The following is a 13,912-nucleotide window of genomic DNA, read 5'->3' as shown; positions in this document are numbered from 1 at the left end:
CCATCCGCCCTGGGTACGCACCGTTCCAGAGCCAAAAGTCCTGACTCTGGAAGTAGTGCGGTGGCCGGTCCGATCCTCCCGGCAAGGATCTGGGGCAGGCCCGCAGCGTTGGCGCCTGCATCAAAGGTCAAAGCGGCAATGCGTCCTGCGCCCGGTTCAAAGGTGAGGTCCTGGTTGCCTGACTGCGCCGGAACGGGTTCTGTGTCGGAACAGCGCCGGGCGCGGACGGCATGGGGCGGCGCGGGCGGCAGTGTACTGCCCCGAATAGCCGCGCGGGGCCGTGAAGGGCGAAGGCACTGTGGGCACGGTTGCGGCTGAACGCCACGTCGTCGGTGTTGAGCCTGGATATCGATCCCGGATCTCGTCTTGTTCAGGGGTGCTGCCACCTTACCCGCGGGTGATGGGGAGCTTCTTCGGCTCCGTAGGCTGCGCTTCGTCGGGAAGCGGCGCGCGGACTTCCAGGACTCCGTTGGTGTACGTGGCTGTAATGTCTTCTTCCTTTACACCGTCCGGAAGGGGAACGCTGCGGCTGAAGGATCCGTAGCGGAATTCAGAACGGAAGGTGCCTTTGTCTTTGTGTTCTTCTCTTTCCTGGCGTTCGGCACGGATCCGCAGGACCCCGTCCTCCAAGGTGACCGCGACGTCCTTGTCCGGATCGACACCGGGCATTTCGGCGCGGATTACGAGGTTACTGCCATCGACGTATTCCTCAACCCGGAGCGGAGCCGGGACGTCTGCGAAGTGGAACGCGCGTTCCAGCGAGTCCAGCATTTCTGCCGGGGAGCGCAACGCCATGTTGAAAGGGGAAGTCAAGCGGGAGGATGTAAACGGCGACCATTTGAGTAAGTCAGACATGACGGGTTCTCCAGGTTTTAGGCCGGGAAGGCCAGCGTGAGGGCCGGTGTCCTTCGATTACATACCCGCCCGGGGCACGTGCAACAGGGCCATAAGGCCCTCCCTCTGGATCGACGCTGATCGACGCTGTCGGTCCACACGCATTGGCGAACAGCGGGCAGGGGGTTTCCACTTCTGTCCCCGGGCTGGTGCAGGCGCTAGTCTGTAATAAGCACTAGGTGCGGCTTGAGCTGTCATCAGCGGATGCAGGCCCGGCCTGCCCGAAACACCTATGGCAAGACTTTATGTCGACTAGCTCCTTTCCGGCCTGAAGCCTCGTCAGATGAAGCCCTCAGGGGTCTGGAAGGTCTGGATCATGGCTGGACATTTCGAAGTCTTCATCGACCGCCGTTCCTACGTCCGTTTCCGGCTCATGGCGCCTGACGGAGCGCTGCTGGCGGTTTCAGCGCGCTTCAGTGATAAGAAAGCCGTGGCGACAGCCATATCCGACGTCCGCGCGTGTGCAGGCATGGGCCTCATCGAAGACCATTGCGTTGCTGCCCGCGCGGCTGAGGCGATCGGCACGCCCAGCCACCCCCGCACCCGGAACCAGTTACAGAGAACGGCCGCCAAGAGAAGGGCTAAAGCCTCCTTCGGCTCCGGGCGCGAACCTGGGCGGCCGGACGGCTTTGCCATGGAAAGTGAACACGTCGGGGAGGTGCTCGCCGGCCTGGCAGGCCACGCGGTGAGCACCCTCTCCCTCACGAGTTCGGGCGTCTCATGCGGACTCACCCTTTCCCGCCCAAAGAGGACTTCCGCCTTCGGCGGCAGCGGGGCGCTGGTGCAACTGCTGAATGACCTGCAGACCGGATTCGGTGAGGGGCCGGGAATCACGGCCAGAACCGAACAGGCCACAGTCCTGGTCCGGGATCTGGCCGACGATTACCGCTGGCCACGGTTAGCCCGGCCCGCTGCCAGCCATGGCATAAGGTCCGTCCTGGGCGTGCCCGTGCCCACTGAGGATGGGGTGAGCACCGTACTGACCTTGTGCGTCGACCGACCGGACGCATTTGACTATGCCGGCATTTGTGCTGCGCAAGAATTCGCCGCACAGGCATCACGGATCCTCCGGCCGGCACTTCGGATCGCCGAGCTGAAAGACACGGTGGAGAATCTCCACGCGGCCTTGGCCACCAGAACTGTCATCGACACTGCTTTGGGGGTGATCATGGCCCAGAACCACTGCGGTCACGACGCCGCCATCGCCATCCTCCGTGGTGCATCGAGCTCCAGAAACGTGAAACTGCGGGACGTCGCGGCGTCCGTTCTCGTTTCCGTCTCCGAGGAACACCTCCCAGTGCACTTTGACGCCTAGTCTGTCCCGCAACTCTCAGTGCGTACGTGGAGCTGCGAAGCAGGACCAAAGCCTCTACATGCCAGCCTCCCGGGGGTGGAAGCTTGAACTGCAAGCCGGGGGCGCGGCCGTGCTCAGTCCACACCATGGCCGGATTCTTTCCAGGACGCCATCAGCAACAAAGAACGGACCAAGGGAGTATGAGATGTCTGCATCATCAGCGCATCCGGGTATAGGTGCCGGCCACCATCGAACATCACTCGAGCTCACTGCACTTGCCGCGGGTGCCGTCTTCGCCCTCGTCGGCGTTCTGGGTTTCATCCCGGGCGTCACTACGAGCTATTCGGAAATGGCTTTTGCCGGACCCGACTCAGGGGCCATGCTCTTCGGTGTCTTCCAAGTCTCCATCCTGCACAATATCGTCCACCTGCTCTTCGGAGCGGCAGGGTTGGTCATGGGCAGGACCGCAATCCAGTCGAAGTATTACCTGATCGGCGGCGGTGCGCTCTATCTGGTGATCGCGCTCTATGGGCTCCTGATCGATCAGGCATCTTCCGTGAATTTCATCCCCGTCAACGCCGCGGACAACTGGCTCCACGTCGTGCTTGCGGTCGTCATGTTGGGCCTGGGAATCTTCCTTGGCCGAGCGGTCTCGGGCAGCCCCAGGCGCCAGTAACCGGACAGTTGCGGCCGCTGAGCTCCCCGGGCTCAGCGGCCGACGACGGCGAACTCCGCCAGGCGCGCCCCACCTTCCGGGAACGCGCCCCCAACCTTCCGGGAAACCTTCCGGGAAAAGATCGCGCAGGCCGCGCTGAAAAGATCGCGCAGGCCGCGCTGGGAAAAGATCGCGCAGGCCGCGCTGGGAATCGCGCAGGCCGCGCCGGAAAAGATCCCGCAGGCTAGTTGCCGCGGTCCAGCATCTTCTGCACATCCCGCACGGTCCGGAAGGCCCCAACACAAAGCAGGGCAAACCCGGAAACGCCCAGGATGGAAGTCTGCAGGACCTGGCCGGCCACCATAAGGCACAGCCCCAAAGCCAGCAGCGTCAGTCCGCGGCGGGCCCGTGCCCGGTTCCCGCGCAGGAGGGCGTCACCGTCCAGCAGCGAGGACAATCGCGGGTCCTCATGCTGCAGTTCATCGCCGATGCGGTCGAGTTCCCGCTTCTCGAACTCAGAGAGTGACATCAGGGCCTCCTCAAGGCTGCCTCTGTCAGCCTTTGTGGGCGGACTTCTTCAGCCTGGTGATTATGGTTGGGCAGGGCGGATTGGTCAGGACGCCGTGCGCCGTGGATCCCAGCAGGAGCCGGCCGAAGCTGCCGCGGCCCCGGCTGCCCAGCACCAGCAGGGCTGCCCCTGTTGCCGCGTTGATCAGCGCGTCTGCGGGCTCCATGACGGTTTCCAGGACCTCCTTGATTACCAGTCCCGGGTAGTCCTGCCGGATTCCCGCGGCTGCTTCGGAAAGCACAATCTGTTCTTCTTCAACCACCAGCTCGGCAAAGCTGCTGGATGGCAGTCCGGCCTTGATCCAGCGGTTCGGCCCGGTAAAGGCGTACACCACGGTAAGCTCCTCACCCAGGTTGTCGGCTTCGGCAGCGGCGAAGGCGACTGCCTGGGTGGACTCGCGGGATCCGTCCACGCCCACCACGACTCCCTTGCCCTGGGCCTCGTGGGTACCGACGACGGCCACGGGGACTTCCGCCGTCGCCGCCACCTGAAGCGCGCGGTCGGTGAGCGCGCCGCGTGCGTGGCTGCTGGAACCCACCACCAGCATCGAAGCATTCTTCGCATAGTCGCCCAACGTTGAGCCGATGCCGCCTTCGAGGAGATCGAGCGTGAAGGCCAGGCCGGGCTCAGCCGCCCGCAGCCGCTGTCCGGCGACCTCGAGCAGGTCCAGTCCGGACTGGCGCAGGACGTCCACGTAGGGGAGCGCCTCGCCGGCCATCCACCGGTCGTCGATGACATGGAGCACCGCAAGCGGCACCTTTCGGCGATTGGCACGGGCCGCTGCCCACATCAGTGCCGCACTGGACGCTTCGGTGTCGCTGATGCCGACGGCGATGGGCTGGCTGGATGTCATGGATCCTGTCCTCATTCCTGTTCGAGTGGACTTCATTTCTGGTTCAGTGGCCGAATTCGCGTGATGATCGTGGGGCAGGGCAGGCGCTTGAGGACACCGTGTGCCGTTGAGCCCAGGACAAGCCGGCTGATCCCGCCGCGTCCCCGGTTGCCGACCACCAGCAGCCTGGCACCCTCTGCTGCCTGAACCAGGGCCTGCGCCGGATCGCGGCCCGGCTCGAGCCGCTGGTGAACCACCAGGTCCGGATAGTCGGCCATCAGACCGGCGACGGTTTCAGAGAGAACGATCCGCTCCTCTTTTTCCATCAGCTCGGCGACGAGTTCCGGGGTGAATCCTGCATCCGGAAGACGGTCAGGGGGGCTGTAGGCGTACACCACGGTCAGCTCGTCGCCCTCCCGGTCCGCCTCGGCGGCTGCAAAGGCCACCGCGCGCACCGCTTCTTCCGATCCGTCGACGCCGACCACCACCCCGGGCCGGCCCTCCGTAGCCTGGGTTCCGACGACGGCGACAGGGACATCCGCCGACGACGCCACCTGCAGCGCCCGGTCGGCAAGCACGCCGCCGAGGTGCCCGCTGCCGGACCCCACCACCAGCATGGACACCCGGTCCGAATAGTTGGCCAGGGACCGGCCCACTCCGCCGGCCAGCACGGCGGTACTGACCTCAAGGGATGGGAACTCCCGCGCCCGTGCCGCTGCGGCCTCAAGGATCCGTTCCCCAGACTCCTGGAGTACGCTGCGCCACGGATAGGGTTCGGAAAGCCAACGCTCGTCCACGACGTGCAGGATCACCAGCGGGAGCCGGTCCCTGTGGGCCCGCCGGGCCGCCCAGGACACTGCTGCGTGGCTCTGGGGCGTGTCATTCGTGCCGACGGCAATGGGCTTGCGGGCTGCCATGTCCTGCTCCTGCGGGGTCCTTTACGGGCGTATGCCACCAGCGTGGCCGCAAAACCCCCGGGGAGGTAGGGCCCAAAGTCACCCTTTTCCCATGCCTGGCCGTTCACACAGCACCATGTTCATCAGTATGCTTACTTTATTGACTGACCGATACGTGGAAAGGCATCACCATGACTGAGCAGGAACTCCCCGACGACCAACTGGAAGTTGTTCCGGAGCAGGACGTCATCCTGGACGAGGCCCCCGGCGCTGCCTCTTCCCTCGGACTGGACCCCGTCCACGGAGAACCGGACAGCTATCCGGGCGCTGCCGAGGAAAACCCGGACGCCTGGCAGGAGGACCCACTGCTCCAGGAGGAGGCCCAGGCCGGGGAACATGGCGACTTTCCCGGCGGGCACGCAGTCACGTGAGGCTGCCGTGAGCGGCCACGCAGTGACGGCCCGCAGCGCGCCGGGCGGGGCTAGGGTTAACCCATGAGCGGTGTAGCGGAATCGACCGTCAGCTTTCAATCACGTTTCGCCCGGGAGCTGCCCGAACTTGCTGTTCCCTGGCAGGCGGAAGAGGCGCCCGAACCCCGGCTGCTCGTCCTCAACGAGGCCCTCGCAGGGGAGTTGGGACTGGACCTGGCTTTCCTGCGCAGCCCGGAGGGCGCCAGGTTCCTGGTGGGCAACGACGTCCCGCCGGACGCTGCGCCGGTCGCCCAGGCGTATGCCGGCCATCAGTTCGGCGGCTATTCGCCGCTGCTCGGCGACGGGCGCGCCCTCCTCCTGGGTGAGCTGCCGCTGCAGGGGAGTTCGTCCGACGGCGACCGGTTGCGGGACGTCCACCTCAAAGGGTCGGGCCGCACACCCTTTGCCAGAGCCGGGGACGGCCGTGCCGTCGTCGGACCCATGCTTCGCGAGTACCTGGTGAGCGAGGCGATGCACGAGCTGGGAATCCCCACCACCCGCTCCCTGGCCGTGGTGGCCACCGGCCGCCCCGTGCGCCGTGACACGATGCTGCCCGGTGCGGTGCTGGCACGGGTTGCCGCCAGCCACCTGCGCGTGGGTACGTTCCAGTACGCGCGGGCCACGGACAATCCCGACCTGTTGCGCAGGCTCGCTGACCACGCCATAGCACGCCACTATGCGGCGGCAGCGCAGGCCGGCAACCCTTACCTGGCGCTGTTCAGGGCCGTGGTTGAGGCCCAGGCGTCGCTGGTGGCGCAGTGGATGCTGGTGGGGTTTGTCCATGGCGTCATGAATACGGACAACATGACCATCTCCGGTGAAACCATTGACTACGGGCCCTGCGCCTTCATGGACGCATTCAATCCGGCCGCCGTGTACAGCTCCATCGACACCGGCGGGAGGTACGCCTACGCCAACCAGCCTGTGGTGGCGGAGTGGAACCTGGCCCGCCTGGCCGAATCGCTGCTTCCCCTTATCAACGAGGACCAGGAAAAAGCGGTAGAGCCCGCAGTGGAAGTGCTGGGGGAGTTCCGCCGCCGCTACAGCGACGCCTGGACAGCGGGCATGGCCTCGAAGCTGGGTCTGGCCGGACATCCGGCAGGAAGCCCGGAGGCAGCGGAGGTGTCCCAACTGGTCGACGGCGTCATCGCCCTGCTTAGGGACGGTCCGGTGGACTATACGCAGTTTTTCCGCCGCCTCGGGGATGCGGCCCTCGGAAACACCGGGCCGGCGCGCGGAATGGTCCTGGACCTTGCCGCCTTCGATGCCTGGGCGGAGCGGTGGCGGGCCATGGCGCCGGACGCCAGCCTGATGGACCGCGTCAATCCCGTCTATATCCCGCGCAACCACCTGGTGGAAGAAGCCCTGGATGCAGCCACCGCAGGTGACATCGGCCCGTTCCAGCGCCTCGTCGCAGTCCTCTCCGAGCCATACCGGCGGCGGCCGGGGCTGGAGCGCTACGAGGAGGCAGCCCCCGAAAGCTTTGGTGATTACCTGACGTTCTGCGGAACCTGAACGCCAGCCAACTGCCGGATGTTTAACGGGGAAAGGGCGGCATTCGGGATGATTTCCGAATGCCGCCCTTTCCGGCCCTTGGTGCTGCCTAGGCCACGCGCACGAAGGAGGCGCCGGCGAGCCAGCTGAGCGAGTGCACGTCCGTCTTGTAGCCGTCGATGCCGCCGCTCACAACCTGGCCGTCGCCGGCGTAAACGCCGACGTGGCCGGAGGTGATCACCAGGTCGCCGGGGGCCGGGGTGGAGACCACGGTTCCGTACTGGTAGAACTGCGTGGGGGCAAGATCGCCAACGCTCTTTCCGACCGAGCGCAGGGCGGTCTCGACCATGGCGGTGCAGTCCTGGTTGATTCCGATCTGGCTGTAGGCGGAGGCGAGGATCCCTGCGCCGGTGCCCGTGCCGGTGGACTCGGCCGGCGCGGTGGACGCGTAGGACAGGTTCATGCCGGTGTTCGTCGGCGCCGCTGCAGTCGTTTGGACCGGTGCGGGTGCGGGCGCAGGTGCAACTGCCGGTGCAGCCGCCGCAGAGCCTGCGCCGGGGATCTCGATCTGGTCGCCCGGGTAGATGATCGTGTCGATGGAGAGGCCGTTGACCGCGAGGACATCGGCCAGAGCCACACCGTGGGCAGCGGAGATCGCGCCCAGGGTGTCGCCGGAAACCACGGTGTGCACGGTGGCAGCAGTTGCCGCGGCAGCAGTTGCCGCGGGTGCGGAGGACGTCTGGACCGACGTTGCTTCAGCGTCCGGGCCGCTCACACCTGCCTGGGCGGGGGCGCCGACGCTGAGCGCAATGCCGGATGCCGCGGCTACTGCCAGTGCGGGACGGCCGAAGGTCCGGGCCAGGCCCTGGACGGTGATGGAGCCGGTCGGAGTTGCACGATGACGGGCGGTGGTGGAAATTTTTGACACAGTGAATCGCCTCTCCCATGCCTGCGGGGTGAGCTGTCGGGTTCGGGCTGGAGATGCCCGGTCGGAAGCATCCGCACAAGCGGAAAGGCTTTCGACTTAACCCCTAGGCCTCAATGAGGCCGTGGAAACTTGGTTCCCCCGTCCCTGCCAATTGGAAACGGTGGTATCCCGGTCCAGCGGCAGGGCTCGGCAGGCTGGTGGGAATGTCCCATCGGGGAGGGACACCACTCGACCGTAACCCGCCGTCCAGCTAAATGTCACGTTTGGATAACATCCGAGGCCCTTCTCTCGGATTAGGCTATCGTTTGGATTCACCCTGCATGGCGCGCTGACCTCGAAAGACGCCCGCGGCCGACGGGTCCGAAGTGAAATGCATCACATCGTAACAATCCCGGACTGCTGCCTGCGGTTTGCGCGCCTGCAAGCTCAGTCAGCCCTTGAAGGATGTGGTATTGCGGACTATGTCCCGGGGCCGCGATCACGGCCCCGCGCCGTGCCCCCGGAAGCCTGCATCCGTGACCGGTGGTGGTCGCCCAGCAGGGCATGGGGCCATTGGATGGCGGTGGGCCGGTACTGACGTGCGTGGCGGCCGGGGCTAGGCTTTGGGCATGCCTGATTTTGAGCGGTTCCGGCTGATGCTGGAGGAGGAACGCACCCGCAAGGTGGCGCTCCTGCCGGCCCTTCGTGCGGATATCGCCTCGGCTAATTCGGCACGTCAGAACGCAAATGTGGACGACGAACACGATCCAGAAGGCTCCACCATCGCGTTTGAACTGTCGCAGGCCTCCGCGCTCCTCAAGCAGAGCAGCGCCGGCCTGGACCAGGTGGAGGCCGCGCTGGACCGAATCGATGACGGGACGTACGGCATCTGCGCGGTGTGCGGCGAAGCCATTGCGGAGGGCCGCCTCGAGGCCAGGCCCTGGACGCCCTACTGCATCACGCACGCAGCGGCGGGACGCCGGTGACAACGGTCCAGGATGTGGCCGCATTCATCGACCGCACGTTGCAGAACGAGGGTACCTGGTACAGGGCGGACGACGTCGAGGGGCGGCTGGGCGGCAGCCTGGCCTCCTACGGGGCATCTGTGGGTGCCGTGCGGGGAACCGTCAGGGACGCGCTGCGGAAGTTCCGGGACCTGGACCATGACGGGGTGGTGTTCCTGGCTTCGGCACTTTGGGGCGTGCCGAAGCCAGGGAGCAGGCCTGTCTTTGAACGGAGACTTGCAGCGGTGGTGCTGCTTCAGGCAAGGGTGGGTCTGCTGCGGCACACCGACCTGACCCGCATCGAAGGGTTCCTCAGGTCCGCGCACACCCCGGAACTGACAGATCCGCTCATGGCCGACGTCCTTGTTCCGCTGCTTGGCGCACTCGGCGAAAAGGACCGGAGGCGGGCCGTTACGGTGCTGGATCGCTGGAAGGCGGATCCGGATCGTCAGCTACGGGCCGCGGCCCGGATCGGAGGGAACCATGAATGACCGGTACAACCTTGAGCGGTTCACGGCCGCCCAGGACAGCGGTGGGACATACCACCAGGCTTTGGCCGAGCTGCAGACAGGGCATAAACGCAGCCACTGGATGTGGTTTGTGTTCCCGCAGGTTGCCGGGCTCGGCCAAAGCCCCACGTCACAGCGCTACGCGATCGGATCTCTCGAAGAAGCCAGAGCCTATCTGGCGCATCCGGTGCTGGGCCCCCGGCTCCTGGAATGCGCACAGGCACTCGCCGCCCATGCCGGGCGCTCCGCGGACGAAATCCTGGGCGGCATCGACGCGCGCAAACTGCACTCGTCCGCGACCCTGTTCCTCCGCGCAGCGCCCGGGGAGACGGTGTTCAAGACCGTCCTCGCCACGTTCTTCGACGGCGTGCCCGACGCCGCGACGGACCGGCTGCTGTTGGACATGCCGGACCACGCGGCAGAATAGCTGCGCTCCGGCGGCGGTGCCGGCGGCCGGTCGTGCCGGGCTACGGCGTGGGGTTGCCGCCGTTGACGTTCAGCGTCTCGCCCACCACGTAACTGGACTCCGGCGAGGCCAGGAACACGTAAGCAGGTGCCAGCTCGGCCGGCTGGCCGGCGCGCCCCAGGGGAGTGGACTGCCCGAATTCCGGCAGTTTTTCCTTGGGCTGGCCGCTGCTGACCTGCAGCGGTGTCCAGATGGGACCCGGCGCCACGGCATTGACCCGGATGCCCTTGGGCGCAAGCTGCTGCGCCAGGCCCTTGGTGAAGTTGTTGATGCTGGCCTTGGTGGTGGCGTAATCGACCAACGTCGGGGAAGGGTTGTAGGCCTGGATGGAGGTGGTGTTGATGATGGTCGAGCCCGGCGGCATGTGCGGCAGGGCGGCCTTGGTGAGCCAGAACATGGCATACACATTGGTCTTGAGCGTGTGGTCGAACTGCTCATCCGTGATGCCTGCCAGCTCCTCCTGGGCCACCTGCTTGCCGGCGTTGTTCACCAGGATGTCGATGCTGCCCAGGGCCGACACTGCGGTGTCCACCACTTCCCGGCACACGGCGGGATCCTTGAGGTCGCCTGGCACCTTGACGGCCTTCCGCCCGCTGGCCTCGATGAGGCCCGCAATGCGCCCGGCATCCTCCTCTTCCTCGGGCAGGTAAGAAAGGACGACGTCGGCCCCCTCCCGGGCGAACGCGATGGCTGTCGCGGCGCCGATGCCGGAGTCGGCACCTGTCACGATCGCCTTCCGGCCTTCCAGGCGGCCGGTTCCGCGGTAGGTTTCTTCGCCGAGGTCTGCCTTGGGAACCAGTGCCGCATCCAGGCCCGGCTCCGGCTGGTGCTGCTTCGGCGGGGAGATTTCCTCGTACGCGGTGACCGGGTTGCGAAAGGTGTACTGGTCTGTCATGGGTGGTCCTCCTGACGACTGGGAATGCTTCGCAGCAAAAGTAAGTAGGCTTACATTTCTACCCTAGGCATTGAAGCTCTCCCTGCCAACCCGCAAACCGGCCGCAGGTGGAAACCGGGTGAGGCGCCCCTGTCGCGTCCAGGGCCGCAGTCGTAATCTGGGACTGGAGGTGAATGCGATGGAGGCAGCACAGGGAGACCGCATCATCGTGCACGGACGGAACGTCGGGTCCTCCGACCGGCACGGCGTTATTGTCGAAGTCAGGGGGCCTGGCGGGACACCGCCGTACCTGGTCCGCTTTGACGACGGCCATGAAACAGTCATGTACCCCGGCGGTGATTTCGCCGTAGACCGCGGGCACGGTAACTGAACCACTTTTTGCTGAAGCATTTTTACCGAAGCCGTCTGTTACGAACGGGTGCGCCGCGGAGGGTGCGCCTGTCAGACTGGTGCGCATGGATCATTCAGTGACTTCCACCCCGCCCGTCCGGACCGGCCCGCGTGATCCCGGCGATGCCTGGGTGGAGGGCGGGCAGGGACGGTTTTGGGGCCGCTTCGGCGCCGCCGGCGTGCTGGCCTACGATCCCGCGAAGGGCGTCCTGCTGCAGCACCGCGCCACCTGGAGTCACAACGGCGGCACCTGGGGCCTGCCCGGAGGTGCGCTGCACGAGGGGGAAGGGGCAGTGGCCGGTGCCCTCCGTGAGGCGTGGGAGGAAGCTGCCGTTCCGGCGTCGAACGTTGATGTCCTCTTCACCTCGGTCCTGGACCTGGGCTACTGGTCCTACACCACCGTGGCGGTGCTGGCGCGTGAGCCGTTCGACCCGGTGATCAGTGATCCCGAGAGCATCGAATTACTCTGGGTGCCGCTGGCCGACGTGGAGCGCAAGGAACTGCACCCCGGCTTCGCTGCTGCCTGGCCGGAACTGCGGAAGCGGCTGGAAGCCCGGAAACCCGCCTAATAGTCCGGACCGTACTCCGCCGTCACCAGGATGGGAAGATGGTCCGAGTTCCCGCGCGGCAGTGTCTCCACGCTCTGGATGTCCAGTCCCAGCGACGTGGCGAAATCGAAGTGGCCCTTGAATACCTTGTACCGCGTATACGTCCGGCGGTTGCTGAGGGACAGCGCATAGCCTGAGTTCTTCATGTGCATGTCCAGGTTCTTGGTGAAGAACGGGTAGTTGAAATCACCCACCATGAGCGTCATCAGGCCTTTACCCATGGTCAGGAGTTCAGCGTGCGCGGCGTGGATCTGTTTGCGGCGCAGCGAGTTGGATGCCGTCAGCGGGGCAGCGTGAAAGGAGCCGATCACCAGTTCGTGCTGGGTCTCATTGTCCATGACCCGCGTGCCGATCAGGCGCTCATGTGCCGGGGCCAGTACCCGGTCATGCATCGACTTCTTCAGCGCGAACGACTGCGTGTTCATGGCCGTGAAGCGGCTGGTGCGGTAATAGATGGCCAGCCCCAGCCGGTTGCCCTTGGTGGCGTCGGCCAGATGGAGCGGGCCCAGCGTCTCCGGCAGGTCGCTGGAATCCACTTCCTGCAGGCACATCGCATCGATGTCATGGTTCCGGGCCAGGGCAAGGAGCTCGCCGCTGGCCTTGTGTTTGCGGAGGTTGTAGCTGATGACGCGCATGGAACTCCTCTTCCGAGGGTTGCTGACAGGACCCAGTTCCTGAGTCTACCCAGACGGCGCCGTCCGGACTCCAACATTTCGGCGAGTCCCGGCGGCGGGATGTTTTGGACAAGCCGTTAGAGTTAGTGCCGATTCACTTAAACATGCAGAAGGGGCCAACGGTGACCACAGACCTGCCTGAACTGGCTGAAGGACATTTCTACTACCAGGAGCTAGACGGCGGCCGGTTCCGTTCCACGATCCACGCCCAGGGTGCCTGGAACGTCCACGAGCAGCACATGGCGCCGGCCTCCGGCCTTTTGGCCGATCGCCTGGAGCGGCACGAACCCCGCACCGACATGCGGATGGCACGGCTCAGCTATGAAATCCTCGGCCTGATTCCCGGCGGCGACTTCCATATTGAAACCACCACGCTCCGGCCCGGCCGGACCATCGAACTGGTCCAGGCTGAGCTCGTGGCCAACGACCGCACCGCCATCCGGGCCACCGCCTGGCGCATGGCCACCTCGGACACCTCTGCCGTTGCCGCCGTGGAGGATGCCGCCATTGCCGGGCCGGACGATTGCAAGCCCTACGACGGGTCCGCCGTCTGGCCCGGCGGCTACATCCGCTCCCTCGAGATGCGCGTGGCCGAAGGGCATCGCCCGGGCGCCGGCAAGGTCTGGCTCCGCACCGATCACCCCCTGACGGACCGGGCGGACAGCGGCGACCTGGCCCGCCTCATGGGGATGGTGGATACGGCCAACGGCATCGCCGCACGCGTTCCCCCGGGCAAGGACAGCTATGCCTTCCCCAACCTGGACCTGCAGATCCACATGTACCGCCGCCCGGAAGGCGAATGGCTGGGACTGGACAACGCCGTGTCCTTTGGCAGGGACGGAATCGGCCTGACTTCCACGGTGCTTCACGACCTTCAGGGGCCCTTTGGCCGGGCCGAGCAGATCCTGACGCTGCGCCGCACCTGAGTCCTGGCCCTGCGCCGGGCTCCGCGCGTCAGGACCTGTTGTGGAACACCAGCCAGCCGGCAACGGTGGACAGCCCGGTCAGGGCAGCACCCCACAGGACGTCCACCACTACCAGCCGCAGCGGCCACACCTTCAGGGTGGCCGCGTTGGTCAGGTCATAGGTGGCGTAGGCGAAGGCGCCCAAAGCGGCACCGTAGCCCAGCGCGGTCAGCCAGGTGCCGCCGTCGAGCGCGGGACGAAGGGCGAAGAAGACGATTCCGGCGATGTAAAGGACGTAGAAGGCCACCGCGTAACCTAGGTGTGGCTTGTCCGCCAGCAGCTCCCCGATGTGACTGCGGTAGAACGGGTTCATGAGCTTGAGCCAGACGGCGTCAATCACGGCGAACGCGGCGGCGACAACGAGGAATTGCAAGATGACCATAAGGGAGCT

General features: G+C 65.8%; 18 protein-coding genes and 1 riboswitch. Of the genes, 10 read left to right on the top strand and 8 right to left on the bottom strand.

Going from position 1 to position 13,912, the window contains the following annotated elements; translation table 11 throughout:
* Nucleotides 1-387: 387 nt before the first annotated feature.
* Entirely contained in the window at nt 388-855 is a 468-nt protein-coding gene (locus ACIQCN_RS05520; protein ID WP_400603533.1) for an Hsp20/alpha crystallin family protein, read from the bottom strand.
* Between the two features lie 322 nt (nt 856-1,177).
* Here ACIQCN_RS05520 and ACIQCN_RS05515 point away from each other — a divergent pair, with 322 nt between their 5' ends.
* Both ACIQCN_RS05515 and ACIQCN_RS05510 read left to right on the top strand, forming a co-directional pair.
* A complete protein-coding gene (locus tag ACIQCN_RS05515) occupies nt 1,178-2,209 on the top strand; it encodes an ANTAR domain-containing protein (RefSeq protein ID WP_400609782.1) in 1,032 nt (343 codons plus the stop codon).
* A 184-nt stretch (nt 2,210-2,393) separates the two neighbouring features.
* A complete protein-coding gene (locus ACIQCN_RS05510; protein ID WP_400603537.1) occupies nt 2,394-2,864 on the top strand; it encodes a DUF4383 domain-containing protein in 471 nt (156 codons plus the stop codon).
* Nucleotides 2,865-3,087: 223 nt separating this feature from the next.
* Here ACIQCN_RS05510 and ACIQCN_RS05505 read toward each other — a convergent pair whose 3' ends face one another.
* The 3 genes from ACIQCN_RS05505 to ACIQCN_RS05495 are packed head-to-tail and all read right to left on the bottom strand — an operon-like array spanning nt 3,088 to nt 5,160.
* Nucleotides 3,088-3,372, bottom strand: a complete 285-nt coding sequence (locus ACIQCN_RS05505) for a DUF3040 domain-containing protein (RefSeq protein WP_400603539.1) — start codon at nt 3,370-3,372, stop codon at nt 3,088-3,090.
* Nucleotides 3,373-3,397: 25 nt separating this feature from the next.
* On the bottom strand, nt 3,398-4,264 hold the full coding sequence (locus ACIQCN_RS05500) for a universal stress protein (protein WP_400603541.1): 867 nt from the start codon (nt 4,262-4,264) through the stop codon (nt 3,398-3,400).
* A 32-nt stretch (nt 4,265-4,296) separates the two neighbouring features.
* Nucleotides 4,297-5,160 (bottom strand): universal stress protein, encoded by an 864-nt coding sequence (locus ACIQCN_RS05495; protein ID WP_400609781.1) that lies wholly within the window; start codon nt 5,158-5,160, stop codon nt 4,297-4,299.
* A gap of 170 nt (nt 5,161-5,330) precedes the next feature.
* Between ACIQCN_RS05495 and ACIQCN_RS05490 the strand changes: the two genes are divergently transcribed.
* Both ACIQCN_RS05490 and ACIQCN_RS05485 read left to right on the top strand, forming a co-directional pair.
* The gene (locus tag ACIQCN_RS05490) at nt 5,331-5,570 is read left to right on the top strand and encodes a hypothetical protein (protein ID WP_400609780.1); all 240 of its coding nucleotides are present in this window, start codon (nt 5,331-5,333) and stop codon (nt 5,568-5,570) included.
* 63 nt (nt 5,571-5,633) lie between these two features.
* Nucleotides 5,634-7,124, top strand: coding sequence for a YdiU family protein (locus ACIQCN_RS05485; protein WP_400609778.1), 1,491 nt, complete (start codon nt 5,634-5,636; stop codon nt 7,122-7,124).
* An 88-nt stretch (nt 7,125-7,212) separates the two neighbouring features.
* Here the strand turns inward: ACIQCN_RS05485 and ACIQCN_RS05480 are convergent, their stop codons facing one another.
* Entirely contained in the window at nt 7,213-8,031 is an 819-nt protein-coding gene (locus tag ACIQCN_RS05480; protein ID WP_400603550.1) for a LysM peptidoglycan-binding domain-containing protein, read from the bottom strand.
* Nucleotides 8,032-8,034: 3 nt separating this feature from the next.
* Nucleotides 8,035-8,204: riboswitch (cyclic di-AMP (ydaO/yuaA leader) on the bottom strand.
* A 435-nt stretch (nt 8,205-8,639) separates the two neighbouring features.
* Here ACIQCN_RS05480 and ACIQCN_RS05475 point away from each other — a divergent pair.
* From ACIQCN_RS05475 to ACIQCN_RS05465, 3 genes are read left to right on the top strand one after another with little or no spacing between them, the layout of a single operon-like run.
* Nucleotides 8,640-8,996 carry a TraR/DksA family transcriptional regulator gene (locus ACIQCN_RS05475; protein WP_400603551.1) on the top strand — a complete coding sequence of 119 codons (357 nt, stop codon included), beginning with the start codon at nt 8,640-8,642 and terminating at the stop codon, nt 8,994-8,996.
* Nucleotides 8,993-9,505 carry a DNA alkylation repair protein gene (locus tag ACIQCN_RS05470; RefSeq protein WP_400609776.1) on the top strand — a complete coding sequence of 171 codons (513 nt, stop codon included), beginning with the start codon at nt 8,993-8,995 and terminating at the stop codon, nt 9,503-9,505. Before ACIQCN_RS05475 ends, ACIQCN_RS05470 begins: the two co-directional genes overlap by 4 nt.
* The gene (locus ACIQCN_RS05465; RefSeq protein WP_400609775.1) at nt 9,498-9,950 is read left to right on the top strand and encodes a DUF1810 domain-containing protein; all 453 of its coding nucleotides are present in this window, start codon (nt 9,498-9,500) and stop codon (nt 9,948-9,950) included. The genes ACIQCN_RS05470 and ACIQCN_RS05465 overlap by 8 nt, the downstream gene beginning before the upstream one ends.
* A 40-nt stretch (nt 9,951-9,990) precedes the next feature.
* Here ACIQCN_RS05465 and ACIQCN_RS05460 read toward each other — a convergent pair whose 3' ends face one another.
* The gene (locus tag ACIQCN_RS05460) at nt 9,991-10,884 is read right to left on the bottom strand and encodes a glucose 1-dehydrogenase (protein WP_400609773.1); all 894 of its coding nucleotides are present in this window, start codon (nt 10,882-10,884) and stop codon (nt 9,991-9,993) included.
* 178 nt (nt 10,885-11,062) lie between these two features.
* Between ACIQCN_RS05460 and ACIQCN_RS05455 the strand changes: the two genes are divergently transcribed.
* Entirely contained in the window at nt 11,063-11,254 is a 192-nt protein-coding gene (locus ACIQCN_RS05455; protein ID WP_377216083.1) for a DUF1918 domain-containing protein, read from the top strand.
* An 85-nt stretch (nt 11,255-11,339) separates the two neighbouring features.
* Nucleotides 11,340-11,843, top strand: a complete 504-nt coding sequence (locus tag ACIQCN_RS05450; RefSeq protein ID WP_400609771.1) for an NUDIX domain-containing protein — start codon at nt 11,340-11,342, stop codon at nt 11,841-11,843.
* Here the strand turns inward: ACIQCN_RS05450 and ACIQCN_RS05445 are convergent.
* Nucleotides 11,840-12,517 (bottom strand): endonuclease/exonuclease/phosphatase family protein, encoded by a 678-nt coding sequence (locus ACIQCN_RS05445; protein ID WP_400603559.1) that lies wholly within the window; start codon nt 12,515-12,517, stop codon nt 11,840-11,842. The two genes, ACIQCN_RS05450 and ACIQCN_RS05445, sit on opposite strands and share 4 nt — an antisense overlap.
* A gap of 161 nt (nt 12,518-12,678) precedes the next feature.
* Between ACIQCN_RS05445 and ACIQCN_RS05440 the strand changes: the two genes are divergently transcribed.
* Nucleotides 12,679-13,482, top strand: coding sequence for a thioesterase family protein (locus tag ACIQCN_RS05440; RefSeq protein WP_400609769.1), 804 nt, complete (start codon nt 12,679-12,681; stop codon nt 13,480-13,482).
* 28 nt (nt 13,483-13,510) lie between these two features.
* Here the strand turns inward: ACIQCN_RS05440 and ACIQCN_RS05435 are convergent, their stop codons facing one another.
* Nucleotides 13,511-13,903, bottom strand: coding sequence for a DUF2177 family protein (locus ACIQCN_RS05435; RefSeq protein ID WP_400609767.1), 393 nt, complete (start codon nt 13,901-13,903; stop codon nt 13,511-13,513).
* Between the last annotated feature and the right edge of the window lie 9 nt (nt 13,904-13,912).

This window comes from Pseudarthrobacter sp. NPDC092424, assembly GCF_044754925.1.
Taxonomy (GTDB): domain Bacteria; phylum Actinomycetota; class Actinomycetes; order Actinomycetales; family Micrococcaceae; genus Arthrobacter.
The sequence above is the reverse complement of the archived record's forward strand: the minus strand, read 5'-3'. Positions and strand labels throughout refer to the sequence as shown.

Bases quoted from the DNA above. Each gene is read 5' to 3' on its own strand.
- ACIQCN_RS05520 (WP_400603533.1), bottom strand. From the start codon at position 855: ATGTCTGACTTACTCAAATGGTCGCCGTTTACATCCTCCCGCTTGACT.
- ACIQCN_RS05515 (WP_400609782.1), top strand. From the start codon at position 1,178: ATGAAGCCCTCAGGGGTCTGGAAGGTCTGGATCATGGCTGGACATTTC.
- ACIQCN_RS05510 (WP_400603537.1), top strand. From the start codon at position 2,394: ATGTCTGCATCATCAGCGCATCCGGGTATAGGTGCCGGCCACCATCGA.
- ACIQCN_RS05505 (WP_400603539.1), bottom strand. From the start codon at position 3,372: ATGTCACTCTCTGAGTTCGAGAAGCGGGAACTCGACCGCATCGGCGAT.
- ACIQCN_RS05500 (WP_400603541.1), bottom strand. From the start codon at position 4,264: ATGACATCCAGCCAGCCCATCGCCGTCGGCATCAGCGACACCGAAGCG.
- ACIQCN_RS05495 (WP_400609781.1), bottom strand. From the start codon at position 5,160: ATGGCAGCCCGCAAGCCCATTGCCGTCGGCACGAATGACACGCCCCAG.
- ACIQCN_RS05490 (WP_400609780.1), top strand. From the start codon at position 5,331: ATGACTGAGCAGGAACTCCCCGACGACCAACTGGAAGTTGTTCCGGAG.
- ACIQCN_RS05485 (WP_400609778.1), top strand. From the start codon at position 5,634: ATGAGCGGTGTAGCGGAATCGACCGTCAGCTTTCAATCACGTTTCGCC.
- ACIQCN_RS05475 (WP_400603551.1), top strand. From the start codon at position 8,640: ATGCCTGATTTTGAGCGGTTCCGGCTGATGCTGGAGGAGGAACGCACC.
- ACIQCN_RS05465 (WP_400609775.1), top strand. From the start codon at position 9,498: ATGAATGACCGGTACAACCTTGAGCGGTTCACGGCCGCCCAGGACAGC.
- ACIQCN_RS05460 (WP_400609773.1), bottom strand. From the start codon at position 10,884: ATGACAGACCAGTACACCTTTCGCAACCCGGTCACCGCGTACGAGGAA.
- ACIQCN_RS05455 (WP_377216083.1), top strand. From the start codon at position 11,063: ATGGAGGCAGCACAGGGAGACCGCATCATCGTGCACGGACGGAACGTC.
- ACIQCN_RS05450 (WP_400609771.1), top strand. From the start codon at position 11,340: ATGGATCATTCAGTGACTTCCACCCCGCCCGTCCGGACCGGCCCGCGT.
- ACIQCN_RS05445 (WP_400603559.1), bottom strand. From the start codon at position 12,517: ATGCGCGTCATCAGCTACAACCTCCGCAAACACAAGGCCAGCGGCGAG.
- ACIQCN_RS05435 (WP_400609767.1), bottom strand. From the start codon at position 13,903: ATGGTCATCTTGCAATTCCTCGTTGTCGCCGCCGCGTTCGCCGTGATT.